The sequence below is a fragment of the Nocardia sp. NPDC057663 genome, from assembly GCF_042799895.1.
Lineage (GTDB): Bacteria > Actinomycetota > Actinomycetes > Mycobacteriales > Mycobacteriaceae > Nocardia.
This window is the reverse complement of record NZ_JBHVHX010000001.1, coordinates 554,879-578,514: the sequence shown is the minus strand read 5'-3', so window position 1 is coordinate 578,514 and position 23,636 is coordinate 554,879. Positions and strand designations below refer to the sequence as shown.

The following is a 23,636-nucleotide window of genomic DNA, read 5'->3' as shown; positions in this document are numbered from 1 at the left end:
CTTCTGGCGAATCGGCCGATAACTGACCGGTACAGTTTGTAGCGGGAAAGAAAGGCAAATGGTCAGCAATCTCGCAGGTGGGCGGCCCCCACGGCAGGCGGCGGAGACGGGCGCACAGCTCGGTGCTCTGGAAGCCTATGCCGCACAGGCCCATGGTTTTCTCAGTGCCGGTGGTGAACAGCTGACCCAGCTGGCCGGCCTGCTGCGTCCGCTCGTTCTCGAGTCCTGGCTACGCAGTATGCGTGGCGGTATCGATCCGACGGACGTCCTCGACAGTCGCGGTCTTCGTGGTGCCGATCTGGTGCGTTACCGGGATGCCCATCCCATCGCCGCACTGATGCCACTCATCGACAAACTGCTGGTCCAGGACGCGGCGCGCGCCGGACTCATCGTGACGGTCGCCGACCAGTTCGGTCGAGTGCTGTCGGTGCACGGCCATCCGGAGCAGGTCTCCGCCGCCGCCGAGATCGGCGTGCGCGAGGGCGACGATCTCAGTGAGCGCCGGATCGGCACGAACGCGGTCGGCCTCGTCGTGCGCTCGGGCCGCGCGACGTGGATCCACGGACCCGAACATTTCCTCCATCGCATGCACCAGATCACCGGTGCGGCGGCGCCTGTGCACGAGCCGGACGGCCGGTTGGTCGGCGTGCTGATGATTGCCGGCGGGATGCGGGTGGCCAAGCCGGAGATCCTCGCTCTGGTGAAGGCGGCGGCGACGGCGTCCGAGATGGATCTTGTCTTGCGAGCCATGCGCGCGGGCCGCGGCGGCGCGACGGCGGAGCCGCAACGCACCGCTGACACCGACGCGGGACCGGCGCGGCTCGGGCTCGATGTGCTCGGCCTCGGTCAGCCGCAGCTGAGCATGGCGGGAGAGCGGGTGCCGCTCTCGCAACGCCATGCCGAGATCCTGCTCCTGCTCACCGAGCACCCCGAAGGATTGGGCGCCGATCATCTGGCGCTGCTGCTCGACGACACCGATCTGGACAACGGCACGATCCGCGCGGCGATGTCGCGATTGCGGTCGGTGGTCGGTGCGACGGTCGTCGGATCGCGTCCCTACCGTCTCCGAGTGCATGTCGCAACCGATGTGGAGGCGCTGCGGGCCGCGCTCGACTCCGGTGATATCGAATCCGCATTACGCTTGTACGCCGGTCCGGTGCTCCCGCGATCCTCGGCTCCCGGCATTTGCGACATCCGTGACGAGCTTCGGGTGCGTCTGCGCACCGCCGTGCTCGCTTCGGCCGATCCGGGCGTGCTGCGCCGGTGGACAGCGGGCCCGGAAGGGCGTGACGACGCCGCCGCATGGGCCGCGTACCGCGCCACTGTCGATCGTGATTCGCCACTGTATGCGCAGATCGAGGCCAAGATCCGGGTGCTCGACCGGCGCCTCGGGGCCGATGCAACGCAGATGCAACGTTTCGGCTCATAGTCTCCGGTTCTGAAAGTGTTGCAGCTCACACATCGATCGACGATGTGGTGTGGCACACACTGATGCCCAGGTCGTGGGCACCCCCCCGAATCAACTGGACGCTTGTTCGGTTTTTTTACCGGAAAAAGTTTCTTTTTATAAACTGAGCGCCTAGTGTCTGCATCACATGGACAGGCTCCATGTGATGTACGTGACAACGCCGGGGCGTGAGGTTCGAGCCGCGGCCGCGATGTTGGAGGAACGGTCAACGGCTAGGTACCCCGCGGCGGACACGAACCGTCTGTCGCGACGACGGCCCATCGGGTCGTCGATCTCGTCCACATGATCTGTCGGGGATCCTGCGCGAGTGCGGCGTTGCGCCCCACTGCGCTCACACCGAATTTCTCGGTCCACGGAGTACAGAGGTGTCTTCGTGCTGCCCGAAAAACGTTCGGTCTGCTGTTTTTTCGCGATTCGAGGAGGCTCTGGTGCACGGTACGGAGTTGGGTGGGTTCAGCGCGCGACCACAGGAAGCGGAGGCCGCGTCGGCGCCGTTTCCGCTGACCCCCGCCCAGCTGGGTGTCTGGTACGCACAGCTGCTCGACCCCGACGTCCCGATCACCATCGCCCAGTACGTCGACATCACCGGCGAGCTGGATGCCGCTGTGCTGCAACAGGTCACGGCCGAGGCGGCGCACGCCTACGGCTCCCCGCTGGTGCGCATCGGCGAATCCGACGGCGTTCCGTACCAGGTTGTCGACCACACCATCCCGGTCGAGACCGAGCTGCCGCTGATCGATCTGCGCCACCACGACGACCCGGTCGCCGCCGCGCACGAGTGGATGCGCGCGGAATTCGGCGCCCCGATCGATCTGCTCACCGACCGGCTGGTGGCGGGTGCGGTGCTGCGGGTCGGCGAGGCGCGCTGGTTCTGGTACCTGCGCGGACACCACATCGTGCTCGACGGCTACGGCGCTTTCACCAACTCCCAGCGCATCGCCGAGCTCTACACCGCGCGCATGCTCGGCACGCCGCCGCGCGAGGTCGTGCCGGGTGACCTGGCCGAACTGGTCGAGGGCGAACAGCGCTACCGCGAGAGCACCCGGTTCGCGGGCGATCGCGAACACTGGGCCCAGCGCATCGCGGGCCTGGACAGCCCGACCGGGCTCGACAGCCGCACCGCCCCGCGCGCCGCGATCAACCTGGTGACCGGCGGACGCCTGTCGGAGAAGCTGGTCGAGCGGCTGGAAACCATTGCGGCCAGCGATGATTCGACCATCTCGGCGGTGCTGCTCGCCGCCTTCGCCGCCTACCTCGGCCGGCTCACCGACCGCCCGGACGCGGTGCTGAGCCTGCCCGTCACCGCCCGCACCACCGCGGTGATGCGCCGCTCGGCGGGCATGCTGTCCAATATCGTGCCGCTGCGCCTGCCCACCGGCGCCGCGGGCGCCACCACCACCTGGGGTGAGCTGCTGCGCGCCGCGCGGGTGGAGGTGGCCGGTGCGCTGCGGCATCAGCGGTACCGCGCCGAGGACATCCGCCGCGACGCCGAGGACGACGGCCGCCCCGCCCGGCGCGCGCTGTACGGCCCGCTCGCCAACTTCATGCTCTTCCGCAGCGATCTCACGCTCGGCACCACCACCGGCCGGTACCGGGTGCTGTCCACCGGCCCGATCGAGGACCTGAGCCTCAACGTCTACTACGGCGACCGCGATCGCGTGCACGTCGACTTCGAGGCCAACCCCAACCTCTACGACGCCGACACGCTGGCCAGGCACCACAGCCGGTTCCTCGGTTTCCTCGAGCGCCTCTCGGCCGCCGACCTGGACACCTCGATCGCCGCCATCGAGGTGGCGACCGAGCTGGAGCTGGAGGTCAGCACCAAGATCTGGAACGCGACGACCTTCGACGTCGAGGCCGCGCTGGCCGAGCGCTCCGTGGCCGGGGCGACGCTGCCCGCGCTGTTCGAAGCCCAGGTCGCCCGCACACCCGGCGCCGTCGCGGTGCGGATGGCGGGCGACGACCAGGCGACCCTGACCTACCGCGAGCTGGCACAGCGGGTCAACCGGCTGGCCCGGCGCCTGCGCGCCGACGGCATCGGACCGGAATCGCTGGTGGCGCTGAGCATTCGGCGTTCCACCGACCTGGTCGTCGCGATGTACGCGGTGCTCGCCGCGGGCGCGGCGTACGTGCCGATCGACCCGGATCATCCGGCCGAGCGCATCGCGCACATCCTCGGCACCGCCGCACCGGCCGCCGTCCTCACCACCACCCGCGACGGTGCGCCCGGCGCCGGCGCGCTGCCGGTGCTGGTCGTGGACGCCCTCGATCTCACCGGCTACGCCGACGCCCCACTGACCGACGCCGAGCGCACCGCGCCGCTGCGCCCCGGTCATCCCGCCTACGTCATCTTCACCTCCGGCTCCACCGGTCTGCCCAAGGGTGTCGCGGTCGAGCACGCCGCGATCGTCAACCGGCTGGTGTGGATGCAGCACTCCTACCGGCTGCACGGCATCGACGTGGTGCTGCAGAAGACCCCGATGGCCTTCGATGTCTCGGTGTGGGAGTTCTTCTGGCCCTTGCAGATCGGTGCGACTCTGTTGCTCGCCGAGCCCGACGGCCACCGTGATCCGGGCTACCTGCGCCGGGTGATCGCCGAAGACGGCGTCACGGTCGCGCATTTCGTACCATCTATGCTGGAAGCCTTTCTCGCCCAGCAGGAAATCGCCGAGCGCACATCGTTGCGGTTGGTCTTCGCCTCCGGCGAGGCACTGCCCGCTGCACTGGCGCAGCGGCTGCGGCTGCTCACCGGAGCGCGGCTGCACAATCTCTACGGGCCGACCGAGACCGCCGTCGATGTCACCTTCCACGAGGTGAACGACGCCGACCGGGTCACGGTGCCGATCGGCGCGCCGGTGTTCAACACCCGGCTCCATGTTCTCGACTCGCGGCTGCGGCCGGTACCGGTCGGGGCTCCGGGTGAGCTGTATCTGTCGGGGGTACAGCTCGCCCGGGGTTATGTCGGACGTCCCGAGCTCACCTCGGGGCGCTTCGTCGCCGACCGCACCGCGCCGGGCGCGCGGATGTACCGCACCGGTGACCTGGTGCGCTGGACGACCAATGGCGAACTGGAGTACTTGGGCCGCACCGACTTCCAGGTGAAGCTGCGTGGTCTGCGGATCGAGCTCGGCGAGATCGAGGCCGTGCTGGAAGGCGTCGAGGGCGCGGTGCGCGCGGTGGTCGTCGTCCGCAGTGACTCCGGCGTCGGCGAACAGCTCGTCGCGTATGTGGTGGAAGCCGAGCCGGGCACGGTCGCGATGGAGCAGCTGCGGGAGGCGGCGCTGCGCGCGCTGCCCGGGTACATGGTGCCCGCCGCGTTCGTGCTGCTCGACGCCCTGCCGGTGAACGCCTCCGGCAAGCTGGATCGCAGGGCGCTGCCCGCGCCCGCCCGCACCGTCGTCGCCTACGCCGCGCCGGTCGGCCCGGTGGAGCAGACGGTGGCCGGGGTGTTCGGCGAGGTCCTCGGGCTCGACCGGGTCGGCCGCGACGACGATTTCTTCGCCCTGGGTGGCAACAGCCTGGTCGCGACCCAGGTGGCGGCCCGGCTCGGCGCCGACCTCGGCTGCCGGCTCGGGGTGCGTGATCTGTTCGGCGCGACCACCCCGGCCCGGCTGGCCGTCGCGATCGCCGAGCGCGCCGATGCCGGGGTCTCGGCTCAGCTGCCGGTGCTGGCGGCACGTCCGCGTCCCGCGCTGATCCCGCTCTCGCCCGCGCAGCAGCGGATCTGGTTCCTCAATCGGTTCGACCCGTCGGCTCCCGGCTACAACATGCCGTTCGTGGTCCGGATGCGCGGGACCGCGAATCTGTCGGCGCTCGTCGACGCGCTCACCGCCGTCGCCGGACGGCACGAGGCGCTGCGCACTGTCTTCCCCGCGGTGGACGTGCCCGGTGGCGAGGTGGCCGAGCAGGTCGTGTGTGACGCCGGGATCGTGCGGATCGGTGAGCCGACTACGGTCGCGGCCGCCGAGCTGGACGCCGAACTCGCCCGATTCGCCTGCGCCGGTTTCGATCTCGAACGCGAGGCGCCGTTCCGCGCGCACATCTTCGTCGTCGCGGATGAACCGTACGAGTGCGCGCTCGCGATCGTGCTGCATCACATCGCGGCCGACGGTGTTTCGCTGCGGGTGCTGGTGCGCGATGTGCTCACCGCCTATCAGGCGGCCACCGCGGGCATCGAACCCGGCTGGGCGCCGCTGAGTGTGCAGTACGCCGACTACGCCCTGTGGCAGCGGGAACTGCTCGGCGCGGAAACCGATCCGCAGTCACTGTCCTCGCGGGAAATCGCTTTCTGGGAGCGGACTCTGGCCGGGCTGCCCGATCAGCTGGAACTCCCGTCGGCGCGGCCGCGTCCGGTGGAGCCGAGCATGCGCGGCGCCCGGACCGGCTTCACGATCGGCGCGGGTCTGCACCGGCAGCTGTCCGAGCTGGCCGGCCAGGCGGGCGCGTCGCTGTTCATGGTGCTGCACACGGCGCTGGCCGTGCTGCTGGCCCGGCTCGGCGGCACCACCGACATCGCGATCGGTACCGGCGTCGCCGGCCGTGGCGACCGGGCCATCGACGACCTGATCGGCATGTTCGTCAACACCCTCGTGCTGCGCACCGAGGTCGACCCGGCCGCGAGCTTCGCCGCGGCGCTGGAACACACCCGCGAGACCGACCTGGCCGCCTTCGCACACGCCACGGTCCCGTTCGACCGGCTGGTCGACGTGGTGAACCCGGCCCGTTCGCAGGCCAGGCATCCGCTGTTCCAGGTGGCGCTGAACTTCCAGGCCGGACTCGACACCAGCTTCGAACTCGGCGGCACCCCGGTGACGGTGCACGAGATCGAACTCGACATCACCAAGTTCGACCTGCAGCTCACCCTCGCCGAACAACGCGGCGCCGCAGGCGAACCCGCGGGCATCGAGGCCGTCGTCCTCTACGCCACCGACCTGTTCGACGACGCCGAGATCGTCGACCTCGGCGCGCGTTTCGTGCGTCTGCTCGCCGCGGCCGTGGCCGCGCCCGAGACGCCGGTCGGCGATCTGCCGCTGCTGTCGGCGGCCGAACTGGCCCGCCTCACCGGCATGCGCGGCGCACCCGTCACCGCCACCGGTCTGCTCCCCGACCTCCTCGCGGCCGCTGTCGCGGCCGACCAGGATCGGGTCGCGGTCACCGACGGCGAACGCAGCCTCACCTACCGGGAACTCGACCGGGCGTCCTCGCGCCTGGCACGGGTACTCATCGACGGCGGCGTCGGCCCCGACGACACTGTCGCGGTGGGGATTCCGCGTTCCGTTGAGTCGGTGCTCGCCGTGTGGGCGATCGTCAAGGCCGGCGCCGCCTGGCTGCCCGTCGACCCGAGCTACCCGCTCGATCGGATCACCCACATGGTCACCGATTCCGGTGCGCGAGTGGGTCTTACGGTGTCCGAGTCGCAGGCCGCGCTGCCCGGCCCCACCGGCTGGCTGGTCCTCGACGAACTGAAGCTGATGGCCGACTGCGCCGCCCGCTCCAGCGGTCCGGTCACCGACGCCGACCGGGTGCGCCCGCTGCGCGCCCAGCATCTGGCCTACGTCATCTACACCTCCGGTTCCACCGGTCTGCCCAAGGGCGTGCTGGTGACCCAGGCAGGTATCGCCGGGTTCGCCGCCGAGGAGACCGACCGCATGTTCGGCACCCCCGACGCGCGGGTGCTGCAGGTCGGGTCGCCCTCGTTCGACATCTCCGTGATGGAACTGCTGCTCGCGGTGAACTCCGCCGCCACCCTGGTGATCGCGCCGATGGGCCGCCACGTGGGCGCCGACCTGGCGCAGCTGCTCGCCGCGGAGAAGGTCACCCACGCGCTGATGACGCCGTCGGGTCTGGCGGTGCTCGATCCCGCGCAGCTCGACGACCTGCGCATGGTGATGGTCGGCGGCGAGGCCTGCCCGCCCGACCTGGTCGCCCGCTGGACCGAGGGCACCGTGCCCCGCGCGTTCGTCAACGCCTACGGCCCGTCCGAGACGACGGTCGCCACCAATATCAGCGCCCCGCTGTCCGCGAACGCGCCACTGACCCTCGGCACCCCGCTGCGCGGCATCGCCCAGTGGGTCCTCGACGACCGGTTGCAGCCGGTCCCCGCCGGCGTGGCAGGCGAGCTGTATGTCGCGGGCGCGCAGGTGGCCCGCGGCTACCGCAGCCGCGCCGCGCTCACCGCAGGCCGCTTCGTCGCCTGCCCGTGGGAGCCGGGTGTACGCATGTACCGCACGGGTGACTTGGTCCGCTGGACCGCCGAGGGCAGCCTCGAGTACCTGGGCCGCAACGACGACCAGGTGAAGCTCCGCGGCTTCCGGATCGAACTGGGCGAGATCGAGACCGCGCTGCTCGCACAGCCGTCGGTGCGCCAGGCGGTCGTGCTGGTGCGCGCCGACGCGCACCGCGGTGACCAGTTGGTCGCCTACCTGGTTCCGGCCAACGCCCTCGCTGCCGATCCGCGCGCGGCCGCCGAAGCGCGAGAAGCAGTGGAGTTCGCCGGAATCGATGTCGAGGCGATCGAGGCCGCGCTGCGTGGCTCGCTCGCCGCGCACATGGTGCCGTCGGCGTTCGTCGTGATCGACGCGCTGCCGCTCACCCCGAACGGCAAGCTCGACCGGCGCGCGCTGCCCGAGCCGGTGTTCGCCGCCCGCGCGTTCCGTGCGCCCGCCGCGGGTGCCGAGACCGTGGTGGCGCGGGTGTTCGGTGAGGTGCTCGGGGTGGAGCAGGTCGGCGCCGACGACGACTTCTTCGCGCTCGGCGGCAACTCGCTGGTCGCCACCCAGGTGGTCGCGCGCCTCGGCGCCGCGCTCGGTGTGACGGTGTCGCTGAAGGTGCTGTTCGAGGCGCCGACGGTCACCGCGCTCGCCGCTCGGCTCGGTGCGGGGGAGACGGTTGCGACTCGGCTGCCGCTGGTGGCAGGGGAACGGCCGCAACGGATTCCACTGTCCTATGCCCAGCAGCGCATGTGGTTCCTCAACCAGTTCGACGCGGATTCGGTGGCCGACAATATCGCCGCCGCCATCCGCCTGACCGGCACGCTCGACCACGCCGCCATGACCGCCGCGGTCGCCGCGGTGTTCGCCCGCCACGAGGCGCTGCGCACCCGCTACCCGGCCGTCGACGGCATTCCCTTCCAGCAGGTGCTCGCCGCCGAACAGCTGACGATCACGCTCGAGCCCGAACCCGTCGACCCGGCCACGCTCGGCGACCGGATTCGCGCCGTCGCCGCCGTGCCCTTCGCGGTGGATCAGGAACCACCGGTGCGCCTGCACCTGCTGCGCACCGCCGCCGACGAGCACGTCCTGGTCCTGGTGCTGCACCACATCGCCGCCGACGGCTGGTCGGTGGCCCCGCTGACCCGCGACGTGATGGTGGCCTACGCCGCCCACCTCGCAGGCACCGCGCCCCGGTGGACTCCGCTGCCGGTGCAGTACGCCGATTTCGCCCTGTGGCAGCGCGCCGCGCTCGGCGCCGAGGACGATCCGGGCTCGCCGATGGCGCGCCAGATCGATTTCTGGACAACGGAACTCGCCGACCTCCCCGACCTGCTCGCCCTGCCCGCCGATCGTCCACGCCCCGCGGTCGCCTCGGGACGCGGCGCCCGCCACACCTTCGCCGTGCCCGCCGCGATCACCGATCGGCTGCGCGCCCTAGCCGCCGACACCCATGCCTCACTGTTCATGGTGCTGCACGCCACCTTCGCCGCCACCCTGGCGAAACTGTCCGGCCAGCAAGACATCTCGATCGGCACCCCCGTCGCGGGCCGTGGCGATCAGGCGCTCGACGAGCTCGTCGGCATGTTCGTCAACACCCTCGTACTGCGCACTCAGGTCCGTCCCGGCGCCACCTTCGCCGAACTCGTCGGCACCGTCCGCGACGGTGACCTGCGCGCCCTGGCCAACACCGACGTCACCTTCGACCGGCTCGTCGAAGCGCTCAACCCCGAGCGCTCCACCGCCCGGCACCCGCTGTTCCAGGTGATGCTCGACTTCCAGAACAACTCCCAGACCGAGCTGGAACTGGCGGGCCTGACCGCCGCCGAAATCGAGATCGATACCTACACGGCCAAATTCGACCTCCAGCTGACCCTGCGCGAAACCGCCGACGGCCTGCTCGCCCGCTTCGAGTACGCCACCGACCTGTTCGACCCGCAGACCGTCACAGATTTCGGCACCCGCCTGCTGCGGGTGCTGGATGCGGTGACCACCGATCCCAGCGTCGTGATCGGCGACATCGACCTCCTCGGCGCCGCGGAGCGCACCCGCATCCTCGACACCTGGAATGCCACCGCGTACCCGGTCGACGAGTCGATGACCTTGGTGTCGCTGTTCGCGGCCCAGGCAGCGCGCACGCCGGGCGCGACCGCGCTGACCTTCGAGGGCGAATCACCGGCCAACCCGTCGCCCGACCACCACCCCTCATCGAGTCACGCTGTGACGCTGACTTATTTCGACTTCGCCGAGCGGGTCAACCGGCTCGCGCGCCTGCTGATCTCGATCGGCGTCCGGCCGGACCGCACCGTGGCCCTCGGCATGCGCCGGTCGCCCGACCTGGTCGTCGCGATGTACGCGGTGCTCGCCGCGGGCGGCGCCTACGTGCCGCTGGACCCGGAGCACCCGGCCGAGCGTGTCGCCCACGTCATCGACGCGGCGGACCCGGTGTGTGTGCTGACCCGCGCGATCGACGAACTCGACCTTCCCGCGACGACTGCGGTTCCCGTGCTCGACTTCGAACAGCTCGACACCGCCGACTACTCGGCCGAGCCGATCACCGATGCCGACCGCCTCGCCACCCTCACCTCGGCCGATGCCGCCTACCTGATCTTCACCTCCGGCTCGACCGGCAAGCCCAAGGGCGTCGTCGTCTCGCACGCCGCGATCGTCAACCGCCTGGTGTGGATGCAGGACGCCTACCGCCTCACCGCCGCCGACACCGTGCTGCAGAAGACCCCGGCCACCTTCGACGTCTCGGTGTGGGAGTTCTTCTGGCCCTTGCAGATCGGCGCCCGGCTAGTGCTTGCCCGGCCCGACGGTCATCGTGATCCGGCCTACCTGGCCGACTTGATCGACCGCCAGGCTGTCACCGTCGCCCATTTCGTGCCGTCCATGCTGTCGGTATTCGTGGCCGCACTCGACGCGGCATCCACCGGGAGCGTCGGCGACACGGGTACCGTCTCAGGCGGAGCTTCGGCGAGTGTTCCCGCTGCCGGCGTGCCAGGCATGGTGGCCGGACGCTGCGCTTCGCTGCGCATGGTGTTCGCGTCCGGCGAGGCGCTTCCGCCCGCGCCCGCCCAGCTGCTGCGCCGGCTTACCGGTACGGCTGTGCATAACCTGTACGGCCCGACCGAGGCGGCGGTCGACGTCACGTTCCACGAGGTCGTCGATGCCGATGTGCTCACCGTGCCGATCGGTGAGCCGGTCCACAACACCCGTGTCTACGTGCTCGACCAGCGGTTGCGGCCGGTCCCGGTGGGCGTCCCCGGCGAGCTCTACCTCGGCGGCGCCCAGCTCGCCCGCGGCTACGCGGGTCGCGTCGACCTGACCGCCGACCGTTTTGTCGCCGACCCGTTCGCAGCGTCTGGTGAGGGTCCGTCACACACCGCCGGCGTGCCCCAACCGGTCGACCGCCCCGGGGTGGGCTCGCGCATGTACCGCACCGGTGACCTGGTCGCCTGGACGGCCGACGGTGAACTGGAGTACCTGGGCCGCACCGACTTCCAGGTGAAGCTGCGCGGTCTGCGGATCGAGCTAGGCGAGGTCGAGGCCGCGCTGGCCGGGCTGGCCGAGGTCGCGCAGGCGGCGGTCGTCGTCCGCGACGACCTGCTGGTGGCCTACCTCGTCGCGGCGGCGGATCTCGACGTCGACGCGGTGCGGGTCGCGCTCACCCGCACGCTGCCCGCCTACATGGTCCCCGCGGCGTTCGTCGAACTCGACGCGTTCCCGCTCAACGCTTCCGGCAAGCTGGACCGCAAGGCACTGCCCGAGCCGGTCTTCGAAGCCGCCGTGTTCCGCGCCCCGGTCACCGAGGTGGAGCGGATCGTGGCGACCACCTTCGCCACCGTGCTCGGTTTCCCGGCCGACCGGGAAGTCGGCCTCGACGACGACTTCTTCGCCCTCGGCGGCAACTCGCTCAACGCCACCCAGGTGGCGGCCCGCCTCGGCGCCGCCCTCGACACCCAGGTGCCGGTGCGGCTGCTGTTCGACGCGCCGACCGTGGCCGCCCTGGCCGAACGGTGCGTCGCGCTGCGCGGCACGGGCCGTCGCCTCCCGCTCACCATTCGCGAACGTCCGCAGCGCATTCCGCTCTCGGCGGCCCAGCGCCGGATGTGGTTTCTCAACCGCTACCTCGCCGATGCCGACGGTCCCGGCGACGCTGTCGACAACATCCCGGTCGCGCTGCGACTGTCCGGTGACCTCGATATCGCCGCGCTCGAAGCGGCCCTCGCCGACGTGGTCGACCGGCACGAAACCCTGCGCACCAGCTACCCGGACGGCCCGGAGGGCGCCGAGCAGCTGATCGCCGGCACCGCACGCCTCGGGCTGCGGCCCGAGCCGATCACCGAGGCTGAGCTGCCCGAGTGCCTGTTGTCTTGCGCCGCAATCAGATTCGATCTCACTACCGAAATCCCGCTGCGCGCCGCGCTGTTCGCCGTTGCCGACGAGCACGTCCTCGTGCTGGTGGTCCATCACATCGCCGCCGACGGCTTCTCGCTCGGCCCGCTGGCCGCCGACCTGATGACCGCCTACGCCGCGCGCCGCGACGGCACCGCCCCCGCTTGGTCGCCACTGCCGATCCAGTACGCCGACTACGCGCTCTGGCAGGACGAGAATCTCGGCGAGGCAACCGATCCCACCTCCCTCGCGCACACCCAGCTCGCCTTCTGGCGGCGCGGCCTGGCCGGCCTGCCGGAGCAACTGGAGCTGCCGACCGACCGCCCCCGCCCCGCCGAGTCCAGCTTCCGCGGCGGCGTGCACCGGTTCCAGATCGACTCCGATCTGCACAGCGAACTGCGTGAACTGGCCCGCAAGCACGAGGCCACCCTGTTCAGCACCGTGCACGCGGCGCTGGCGGTGCTGCTGTCCCGGCTCTCCGGCGGCAGCGACATCGCCATCGGCACCCCCGTCGCGGGCCGCGGTGAGGCCGCGCTCGACGGGCTGATCGGCATGTTCGTCAACACCCTCGTGCTGCGCAGCCAGATCGATCCGCGCGCCGAATTCGAGACCACCCTCGACGCCGTGCGCGCCGGTGACCTCGACGCTCTTTCCCACGCCGACATCCCGTTCGAGCAGATCGTCGACGCGGTGGACCCGGCCCGATCCCGCAACCGTCACCCGCTGTTCCAGGTGGCGCTGGTCCTGCAGAACTTCACGGTGCCCGCACTCGAGGCCGCCGGGCTGCAGGTCGCGCCCGTCGACTTCGACGCCGCGGTCGCCAAGTTCGACCTGCAGTTCACCGTCCGCGAAACCGACGACGTCGACGGCCGTGCGGACGGCATGGCCATCGAGATCGCCTACGCCACCGACCTGTTCGACGCGGGCAGCATCGCGGTGCTGGCCCGCCGGTTCACCCAGGTGCTGGCCGCCGTCGTCGCCGACCCGACCGTCGTGGTCGGTGACATCCAGCTGCTCAGCGCCGAGGAGCAGCAGCGCACCCTGCACGACTGGGCCACCACCGGCAGCTCGGTGACCTCGGGCACCGAGACCATGCTGGACCGGTTCGCCCAGGTCGCCGCGGCGAGCCCGCATGCCGTCGCCGTGAAGGCAGGTCGCAGCGCCCTCACCTACGGTGAGCTCGACGCCTGGTCCAACCGGCTGGCCCGGCGTCTCGCCGGGGCAGGCGTCGGCCCGGAAACGCTAGTGGCCGTGGCCCTTCCGCGTTCGGTGGAACTGGCCGTCGCGCTGCTGGCCGTGCTCAAGGCGGGCGGCGGCTACCTGCCGATCGACCCGAACTACCCGGCCGACCGCATCGAGTACGTCCTCGACGACGCCCGTCCGCTGTGCGCGATCGCCAACGCCGGCACCGGACTGGCCCGTGACTGGTTCGGTGGCCCGGTGCTCGACCCCGCCGCCGACACCCTGAGCGGCTACTCGGTCGCACCGCTGACCGACGCGGACCGCCGCGCGCCGCTGACCCCGGCGAACACCGCCTACGTCATCTACACCTCCGGCTCCACCGGCCGCCCCAAGGGCGTGGTGATCCCGCACACGAACGTGCTCGCGTTGCTGGACAACAGCGCACGCCACTTCGGCTTCGGCCCGTCGGACGTGTGGACGATGTTCCACTCCTACGCCTTCGACTTCTCGGTGTGGGAACTGTGGGGCGCGCTGCTGACCGGCGGCTCTATCGTCCTGGTCGACTACTTCACCTCGCGCTCGCCCGAGCAGTTCCGTGAGCTGCTGCTCGCCGAGCGGGTGACCGTGCTCAACCAGACGCCGTCGGCGTTCTACCAGCTCATCGCCGCCGATCTGGCCGCTGCGTCGCGAGCGGCGGGCCCGGAGAGGGTAGCGGAGCGTGACCACGCAGGGTCCTCGGGAGCGGCGCCGTCGGATACTGCTCCCACCGACTACGCGCTGCGCACGGTGATCTTCGGCGGCGAGGCGCTGGAACCGCAGCGGTTGTCGGGCTGGTTCGCCCGCTATCCGCACTCGCCGCGCCTGGTGAACATGTACGGCATCACCGAGACCACCGTGCACTCCTCCTACCGGGAGATCACCCCGGACACCGGTTCGGCCAGCGTGATCGGCAACGCGCTCGCGGGACTGACTGTGCGCGTGCTGGATTCGCGCCTGCGTCCGGTCCCGGTCGGGGTGCCCGGCGAAATCTATGTCTCCGGTGCGCAATTGGCGCGCGGCTACCTGGCTCGTCCCGCGCTGACCGCGAGCCGGTTCGTCGCCGACGCGTACGGCGCGCCGGGCAGCCTGGCCTACCGCTCGGGCGACCTGGCCCGCTGGACCGCCGACGGCGATCTCGAATACCTCGGCCGCGCCGACCAACAGGTCAACCTGCGCGGTTTCCGCGTCGAACTCGGCGAGATCGAAGCCGCGCTGTTGCACAGCTCGGTGGCTCCGCGCGAGGTCGCGGTGCTGGTGCGCACCGATCTGGTCGACGAGCCCCGGATCGTGGCCTACCTGGTCGCGGGTCCGGACACCGGGCGCATCGACGCCGCCGGCCTCCGCCAGGAACTGGCCCGCACGCTGCCCGAACACATGCTCCCGGCCGCCGTCGTGCCCGTCGAGCGCATCCCGCTGACCGTCAACGGCAAGCTGGACCGGGCCGCGCTGCCCGCACCGGTCTTCGAGACCACCGTCTACCGCAAGCCGGCCACGGTGACCGAGGAGATCATCGCGGCTGTCTACGCCGAGGTGCTCGGCCGCACCGCCGCCGACGATCAGCCGATCGGCGCCGACGACGACTTCTTCGCCCTCGGCGGCAGCTCGCTGCTGGCCGCCAAGGCCGTCGCCCGGATCGGCGCGGCGCTGGACCGGCGGGTCGGCGTGCGGACCCTGTTCGAGACGCCGCGGGTCGGTGAGCTGGCCGCGGCCGTGGACGCGCAGGCGAAGGTCGACCGGCCCGCGCTGGTCGGCCGCGCTCGTCCCGAGCGGCTGCCGCTCTCGCCCGCGCAGCAGCGGATGTGGTTCCTGAACCGCTTCGACCGGGCCTCGGTGGCCTACAACATCCCGTTCGCGCTGCGCCTGTCCGGTGAACTCGATATCGCCGCGCTGCAGGCCGCGGTCGCCGATCTGGTCGCCCGTCACGAATCGCTGCGGACCGTGTACCCGGAGTTCGACGGCGCGCCGGTGCAGTCGATCATGACCGCCGCCGAAGCGGTTCCGTCGCTCGAGCTGATCACGGTCACCGAGGTCGAACTGCCCGGCGCGATCCGCGACCTGGCCGCCACCACCTTCGATGTCACCGCCGAGATCCCGGTCCGGCTGCGCCTGTTCCAGGTGAGCGCTGTATCCGATGGTGATGCTCCCGAGCGCCCTGCGGGGTCACACACCGCCGCCGCCAGCACCGCCGCCGCCGCTAGCGCTGCCACTGGGCCCGCCGGAACCACCACGGGCGAATTCGTGCTCGCCGCCGTCCTGCATCACATCGCCGCAGACGGTTCCTCGATCGCCCCGTTCGTCGCCGACCTGATGCGCGCCTACACCGCCCGCCTCGCCGACACCGCCCCCTGCTGGGCGCCGCCCGCCGTGCAGTTCGCCGACTACGCGCTGTGGCAGCGTGAGCTGCTCGGCGACGAAGCCGACCCGGAATCCGTTGCTGCCCAGCAGGTCGGCTACTGGCAGACCCAGCTGGCCGGACTGCCCGATCAGCTGACCCTGCCGACCGACCGGCCGCGCCCGGCCCGGCAGAGCCTGCGCGGCGACAAGGTGAGCTTCACCGTCGACGCCGACCTGCACGCCGCGCTCGTGGCCCTCGGCCGCGGCGCGGGTGCCACGCTGTTCATGGTGGTGCACGCGGCCTTCGCCGCCCTGCTGGCTCGCCTCTCGGGTACCGCCGACATCGCCGTCGGCACCCCCAACGCCGGGCGTGGCGAAGCCGAGCTCGACGAGGTCATCGGCATGTTCGTCAACACGCTGGTGCTGCGGACACCGGTCGCGGCCGACGCGCCGTTCACCGAACTGCTCGGCGCCGCCCGCACCGCCGACATCGCCGCGTTCTCGCATTCCGACGTGCCGTTCGAACGACTCGTCGAGGTCCTCAACCCGGCGCGCTCCACCGCCCGGCACCCGCTGTTCCAGGTCGGCTACTCGTTCCAGAACCACGAGCGCGGCCAGCTCGAGCTGCCGGGACTGACCGTCTCGGACATCGAATTCGATGCCGGTGTAGCTCAATTCGACCTGCACCTGTTCGCCCTCGATCACTACACCGCCGACGGCGCACCCGCCGGTATCGAGATGGCGCTGGGCTACGCGACCGATCTGTTCGACGCGGGCACCGCCGAACGCTTCGTCGGTCAGCTTCGCCGGGTACTCGAATCCGTCACCGCCGCACCGGAAACCGTCATCGGCGAGCTCGATCTGCTCGGCGCGGACCGCACCCTGGTGCTCGACACCTGGAATGCCACCGCCCGCCCGGTCGAGCGGACCACGCTCGCCGATCTCGGCGCGCGCCAGGCCGCGGAGACCCCCGACGCCCTCGCCCTGGTGGACGGCGAGACCGGCGAGTCGCTCGACTACGCGGCCTTCGATGCTCGCGTGAACCGGATCGCCCGGCTGCTGATCGCCGAAGGCGTCGGCCCGGAACGCACCGTCGTGCTGGCCATGCGGCGCGGCCTCGACCTCGTGGTCGCCATGCACGCGGTCGTGCGGGCGGGTGGCGCGTATGTGCCGATCGACCCTGATCACCCGGTCGACCGGATCGCCTACATCGTGTCGACCGCAGCCCCGCTGTGCGTGCTCACCACCGCCGCCGACGGCCTGCCGATCACCGTGGACGCGCCGGTATTCGAACTGGACCACCTTGCGCTGGAGAGACTCTCGGACAAGCCGGTCACCGATACCGAGCGCATCGCACCGCTGCGGCCCGAGCACCCGGCCTACGTGATCTTCACGTCCGGCTCGACCGGGCTGCCCAAGGGCGTCACCGTGCCGCACGCGGCGATCGTCAACCAGCTGGCCTGGCTGCACGACCGCTTCACCATGACCGGCACCGACCGGGTTCTGCTGAAGACTCCCGCCACCTTCGACCTGTCGGTGTGGGAGTTCTGGTCGCCGCTGACCTCCGGCGGCGCGCTGATCATCACCCGCCCCGGCGACGAGCGCGACCCGGATCGCCTGCGTGCCATCATGACCCGCCACGGTGTGACGGTCCTGCACGCGGTGCCCTCGCTGGTCGGCATGCTGCTGGCCGCCGAAACCGCGCCCGCACTGCCGGAGTCGCTGCGCGCCGTGCTCGCCATCGGCGAAGCGCTGCCCGCCTCCACGGCCACCCAGTTCCGCGCCAGTGGCACCGCGGCCCGCCTGCACAACCTGTACGGGCCGACCGAGGCGGCGGTGTCCATCACCGAATACGAAGTGGCGCAGGACCCCGCGCATGTGGTGCCGATCGGCACCCCCGCCTGGAACAGCGCGCTCTACGTCCTCGACGCCCGGCTTCGCCCGGTGCCCATTGGCGTCGCGGGTGAGCTCTACCTGGCCGGTGACCAGCTGGCGCGCGGCTATCACGGCCGCCAGGCGCTTACCGCTGACCGCTTCGTCGCCAACCCGTTCAGGGCTCCTGCACGCGGCGTCGAATCTGCCGCCGCCCTCGGGTCGCCCACATCGGCGACTACTCCCACCGCGGCGGGAATGGTCACAGACAACGCGACCTTCACCGCTGTGGAGAACCCCGATGCTGCGGCGAGCGCGCCCCCCGTGGCGAGCACCACAGCTGCGACCTCCACCGCACCGAGCTTCGCCACTGGTGACCGCGCCCTCCCTTCGGTGTCGGCTGGTGCGGCTGAGAGTTTCGCAGGTTCGGCCGGCGTCGAACCTGCGAGCGGTCACGGTTCCCGGATGTACCGCACCGGCGACATCGTCCGCTGGCGGGCCGACGGCACCTTGGAGTATCTGGAGCGCGCCGACTTCCAGGTGAAGATCGGTGGGTTCCGCATCGAGCTCGGCGAGGTCGAGACGGCGCTGCTGCGGTGTGCCGGAGTACGTGCGGCCATCGCAATCGCCAAGACCGACGAGCGTGCCGGCTCGCGCCTGATCGCGTACGCGGCAGTCGCCGACTTGACCGCAGGCGACGAGCCGGCGATCGCAGCCCGGCTGCGGGGCGAACTCGCCACCGAGCTGCCCGCGTACATGGTGCCCGCGGCACTGGTCGTGCTCGACGCGTTGCCGCTCAACGCCAACGGCAAGGTCGACCGGGCTCGGCTGCCCGAGCCGGAGTTCGCGGAGGCGGCCTTCCGCGCGCCGGTCACCGCGACCGAACAGCTGGTCGCACAGACCTTCGCCGAGGTGATCGGCTGTGCGGGCGCGGGCCTCGACGACGACTTCTTCGCCCTCGGCGGCAACTCGCTGATGGCGACCCGCCTGGCCGCGCGGCTCGGCGCCGCGCTGGGCGCGCAGGTGCCGGTGGCCGCGGTGTTCGATGCCCCGACCGTGGCCGCGCTGGCCGAACGGCTCGGCAGCATCGATCGCTCGGTCGCCCGTCCGCCGCTGACCCGGCGCACCGGCGACGGTCCCGCGGTGCTCTCGCCCGCGCAGCAGCGCATGTGGGTGCTGCACCAGCTCTCGCCCCAGTCGGCGGCCTACCACATCCCTGCCGCCATCCGGCTCACCGGCGACCTCGACCTGCCCGCCCTGCAATCGGCGGTCGGCGACCTGCTGGCCCGCCACGACACCCTGCGCACCCGCTACCCCGACACCGCGGCAGGCCCGGTCCAGCAGGTGATGCCCGCCTGGTCCGCCGCGGTCGAGCTGGCCCAGATCCCGGTCTCGCCCGCCGATGTCGAGGCCAGGATCGCGGCCCTGGTCGCGCAGCCGTTCGACATCACCGCCGCGCCGCCGGTCCGGGTGGCGCTCTACCGCCTCGGCGCGGGCGATTACGTCCTCGTCGTCGTGGTACACCACATCAGCGCCGACGGCTACTCCATCGCTCCGCTCACCCGGGACCTGGTGCGTGCCTACGTCGATCGCACCGAAGGCCGCGAACCCGGTTGGGCGCCACTGGAAATCCGGTACAGCGACTTCAGCGCCTGGCAGCACGAGCTGCTCGGCGGCGACAGCGACCCGGACAGCGTGCTCACCCAGCAGCTGACCTACTGGACCCGGGAACTGGCCGGTGCGCCCGAACTGCTCGCGCTGCCGACCGACCGTCCCCGCGCCACCCGGCGCGAGATGCGCGGTGCGGCCGAGCAGTTCGAGGTCGACGCCGAGCTCACCCGCCGTCTCGACGAGGTCGCCCGCGCCAACGGCACCACCCTGTTCACGCTCGTGCACAGCGCCTTGGCGGTGCTGCTGGCCAAGCAGTCCGGCAGCGCCGACATCACCATCGGCGCACCGGTGGCCGGGCGTGGCGCCCGCGAACTCGACGACCTGGTCGGCATGTTCGTCAACACCGTCGTGCTGCGCACCGAAGTGGATTCGCGGGCGCCGTTCACCGACCTGCTCGCCCAGGCCAGGCGGCGCGACCTCGCCGCCATCGCGCACGCGGACGTTCCGTTCGAGCAGGTCGTCGATGCCATGGGCCGGGCCCGCTCCGGCGCCTACACCCCGCTGTTCCAGGTGATGCTCACCTTCCAGAACATGCCACCAGGCGGCATCGAGCTACCCGGGCTGCGCGTGCAGACGCTGGACCCCGGACTCGGCGAAGCCAAGTTCGACCTGCACCTGACCGCCCTGCAGCGCTACGCCGCCGACGGCGCGCTCGACGGGCTCGACGTGCACTTCGGTTACGCGACAGATCTTTTCGACGCATCAACCATCCGGGTACTGGCCGAGCGGTTCCGCAAGGTCCTCGCGGCCGTCGCGGCCGACCCGGCCGTGGTGGTGCGGGCGATCGACGTGCGCACCGACGCGGAGCAGACACCGCGTCCGCGCACCTACACCATTGCCGATCTGCCGGGCCTTGTCGGCTCGGCGGCCCGGCTCGCGCCGGCGACCGTGGCATTCGCCCACGGCGAGCACGCCATCTCGTTCGGAGCCCTCGACGCCAAGCTCACCGCCGTGAGCAAGGCGATGGGCGCCGCGATGAAACCCGAAGCGCTGGTGAACGTCGCGCTGGCCGGGCTGGTGCCCGGCGTGCTCGCCGCACTCGGCGCGTCCGGACTCACCACCACTTTGCAAACACTGGTGACCGATGCCGCCGCGGTGATCGCCGGGTCGGAATCGGCTGACGACACGGAAGGACAACTCTGATGTCGCACACGGATTCGGTCACGGCCGCTGTCTCGATCGACGCGCTGCTACGTGACCCCGAGGACGAGCGCAGGCGTGACCCGGCGACGCTGCTCGCCGCTTTCACCACCCAGCTCCGCCACGACCCCGACGCTGTCGCGGTCCGTGACGGTGCGACCGAGCTCAGCTACGGCGAGCTCGGCGAACGGGTCGACGCGCTGGCGGCCTGCCTGGCCGCGGGCGGCGTCGGACCGGAAACCACCGTCGCGGTGTCGCTGCCGCGCTCGGCCGAGCTGGTCGTCGCCGTGCACGCGGTGATCGCCGCGGGCGGCGCGTTCGTCCTGCTCGACCCGGACGCCCCCGCCGACGTGCGGCAGCGCACGGTGTCGCTGGCCGCGCCCGTTCTGCTGATCACCGCGCCGGGCGCACCCCAGCCGAACGGTGTCCCGGCGCTGTCGATCGACACCGAACCCGTCGGTGACATCGCGGCCGACGAGCTACCGGGGCCGGGCGCCGACAATCCGGCCTACCTGGTGGTCGATGTGGCGGCCGCGAGCACGGTCGTCGTCGGACATCGTGCCGCCCAAGCCAACTCGGTGTGGCGGCAGCGGCTCTGCGGCGTCGGTCCCGGTGACGCCGTGCTCTGGCACGCGCCGCTGACCTGTCAGGCGACGGTGGGGGAGATGCTGCTCGCCCTGCAGACCGGCGCCACCCTCGTCCTCCCTACGGGGGACTCCCTGGCTCGCTCGATCGCCGAGACCGGCGTCACCGCAGCCTGTTTCGATCCCGATCAGCTGGCCGCGCTCGCCGCGCTGCCCGATGCCGAAGAGCGCCTCGATTCCCTGCGCATCGTGCTCAGCTGTGGCGCACCGCTGCCCGCGAAGACCGCCGCCGCCCTGCGCGCCGTGAGCGGCGCGACCCTGTGGCACGTCTACGGCAGGCCCGAGACCGCGGGGGAGGTCCTCGCCCACGAGGTCACCGGCGCCGACCTCGAGGTGGTGCCGCTCGGCTCGGCCGCCGACGACGTCGAACTGCTGATCCTCGACGAGCACCTGTGCCCGGTCGCCGACGGTGAAGTCGGCGAACTCTACGTCTCCGGTGTGCAATTGGCGCGCGGCTACCTCGGCAGGCAGGCGACCGCGGCGACCTTCCTGGCCAACCCGATCGGCCCGGTCGACGATCGGATGTTCGCCACCGGCGACCTCGTGCGCCGCAGGCCGCCGGGCGACGGCTGGACCGCGGAACTGGAGTTCGTCGGCCGCGTCGACGACCATGACCAGCCCGCGACGGACGCACCGCGCCTGGGGGGACTTCCCGGCGAACTGCTGCTCGACGAGTTCGAAGCGCAGGCCGCCGCAACCCCTTTCGACCCGGCGGTCGTGTACGCCCCGAGCACGGGTGACCCGGCCTCGATCATCACCTACGGCGATCTGGACCGGCGCACCAACCAGCTGGCCCGGCATCTGTCCGCGCTCGGCGTCGGTCCGGAATCGGCGGTGCTCGTGGATGTTCCGCGCTCGGTGGAGCTGGTCGTCGCGATGTACGCCGTCCTCAAGGCGGGCGGAGCCGTCGTGCCCGTCGACACCGCGACGAGTCCGGCCGTCTTACCACCGGTCGCGAACCCCGCGTTGGTGCTCACCGTGCGCGAGCGCGATCACGGTGCGCTGTACGGCATTCCGGCCGTCGTCGTCGACGCGGTGCCGCTCGCCGACTACTCCGACGAGCCGATCACCCGTGCCGAACGCCGCGCGCCCGTGCTGCCACAGCACCCGGCGTTCGTGCTGTATCCGCGCGGCGCGACCCAGGGCATCACGATCAGCCACATCGCCGCGGTGCACCGGCTGACCGGCGTTCAGGGCCGCCACGCCTTCACCGGCCGTGATGTCTACCTGCATCAGGCGGCCATCGGCGAGGTCACCGAATGGCACGGCTATGTGCTGCCGTTGCGGGTGGGCGCCACCGTCGTCCTCACCGAACCACCCGATCCGGTCCGGTTAGCCGGCCTGGTCGCCGATTACGGCGTGACCGCGGCCGACTTCACTCCGCAGCGGCTCGCCGCCTTCACCGAGCACGTCCACCGGGCCGGCCTGCGCGCCGAGATCGCCTCGCTGCGCAGCGTCGTCGTCCTCGGTGCGCCGCTCACCGCGGCCGAGGTCCGTGCCTTCGGTGCGGTGACGAGCGCCCGGCTGCACCACGACTACGGCCGGGCCGAGGCTACTGTCACCCTCACCTATCCCGCCGCACCGCGCACCGACATCCCCGAGCCGCCCGCCGTGCGGGTCCGCGAATGGAACCGCCGCGTCTACGTGCTCGACCGGCGCCTACGGCCCACCAGCCCTGGCGTCGCGGGCGAGCTGTACCTGTCCGGCGCGCAACTCGCCCGCGGATACCTCGACGATCCGGTCGCGACCGCCGATCGTTTCGTGTCCAACCCGTTCGGGATCCCCGGGGAACGCATGTTCCGCACCGGCGAGCTGGCACGCTGGGAAATCGACGGCACCACCGCGGCATTGGTTCGCCTCGGTACCGTTGGCGCGCTGAAATCCGGCGCACTGGAATCGATCCTGGGTCGCGGCGCGAGCATGCGAGCCCGGATCGGCGCCGGGATCGGCGCGCGGATCGCCGAATTGTCCCGCAGGCACGCGGTCCCGCCGTTCGCGGTGGTCCGGGCCGCGATGACGGTCATGCTCGCCTGGCAGGCAGGCACCGCGGTCGCGGGCGCCACCACCCTCGCGGAAATCCTCTGCGCCGAACCAGATCCCGTGGTCTCCTCGGCCACCGCCGCGACCAGCGAATCGTGCGCGGTCACCGGCCCGCTGGGCGAGGTGACACTGAGCTACCTCGACACCGGCGCGTTCGACATCCCCGGTCTCGAACTCACCGCCCTGCGCTTCGACGGATCGACCGTGGCCGACGGCGTGCACTTCATCGTCTCGGCCCACGCCGATCCCGACGGCAACCTCGGTCTCGAAATCGAATACAGCACCGACCGTTTCGACGACCGCACCGCCGCCACCCTGCTGCGCCGCTTCTCCCGCGCGCTCGGCCTGCTCACCGCCGACCCCGACGCCCCGAGCGACTCCTTCGACCTCAGCACCCCCGCCGAAAGGAAAATCTGATGAGCAATCCGTTCGACGACGAGAACGCCCAGTTCTACGTCCTGGTCAACGCCGAAGGCGAACACTCCCTCTGGCCCACCTTCGCCGCCGTCCCCGGCGGCTGGACCGTGGCATTCGGCGCCGCCACCCGCGCTTCCTGTCTCCACTACGTCGAATCCCACTGGCTCGACATGCGCCCCAACTCCCTCATCGCCGCCATGGCCAACGAGAGCTGAGATTCCG

4 protein-coding genes are annotated in these 23,636 nt (G+C 71.2%); all 4 read left to right on the top strand.

The annotated features are described in order from the left end of the window. Window positions 1–58: 58 nt before the first annotated feature. The 4 genes from ACFVAV_RS02530 (at window position 59) to ACFVAV_RS02515 (ending at window position 23,629) form a co-directional block, all read left to right on the top strand. Window positions 59–1,429: a GAF domain-containing protein gene (locus ACFVAV_RS02530; RefSeq protein WP_379028732.1), complete on the top strand. Its 1,371-nt coding sequence runs from the start codon at window positions 59–61 to the stop codon at window positions 1,427–1,429. 467 nt (window positions 1,430–1,896) lie between these two features. Then, on the top strand, window positions 1,897–20,316 hold the full coding sequence (locus ACFVAV_RS02525) for a non-ribosomal peptide synthase/polyketide synthase (protein WP_379028730.1): 18,420 nt from the start codon (window positions 1,897–1,899) through the stop codon (window positions 20,314–20,316). Beyond that, window positions 20,316–23,414: an AMP-binding protein gene (locus ACFVAV_RS02520; RefSeq protein WP_379028728.1), complete on the top strand. Its 3,099-nt coding sequence runs from the start codon at window positions 20,316–20,318 to the stop codon at window positions 23,412–23,414. The genes ACFVAV_RS02525 and ACFVAV_RS02520 overlap by 1 nt, the downstream gene beginning before the upstream one ends. Next, entirely contained in the window at window positions 23,414–23,629 is a 216-nt protein-coding gene (locus ACFVAV_RS02515) for an MbtH family protein (protein WP_379028726.1), read from the top strand. The genes ACFVAV_RS02520 and ACFVAV_RS02515 overlap by 1 nt, the downstream gene beginning before the upstream one ends. The last annotated feature ends 7 nt before the right edge of the window (window positions 23,630–23,636 follow it).

Coding starts and splice junctions, on each gene's coding strand:
- ACFVAV_RS02515 (WP_379028726.1), top strand. CDS start 23,414: ATGAGCAATCCGTTCGACGACGAGAACGCCCAGTTCTACGTCCTGGTC.
- ACFVAV_RS02520 (WP_379028728.1), top strand. CDS start 20,316: ATGTCGCACACGGATTCGGTCACGGCCGCTGTCTCGATCGACGCGCTG.
- ACFVAV_RS02530 (WP_379028732.1), top strand. CDS start 59: ATGGTCAGCAATCTCGCAGGTGGGCGGCCCCCACGGCAGGCGGCGGAG.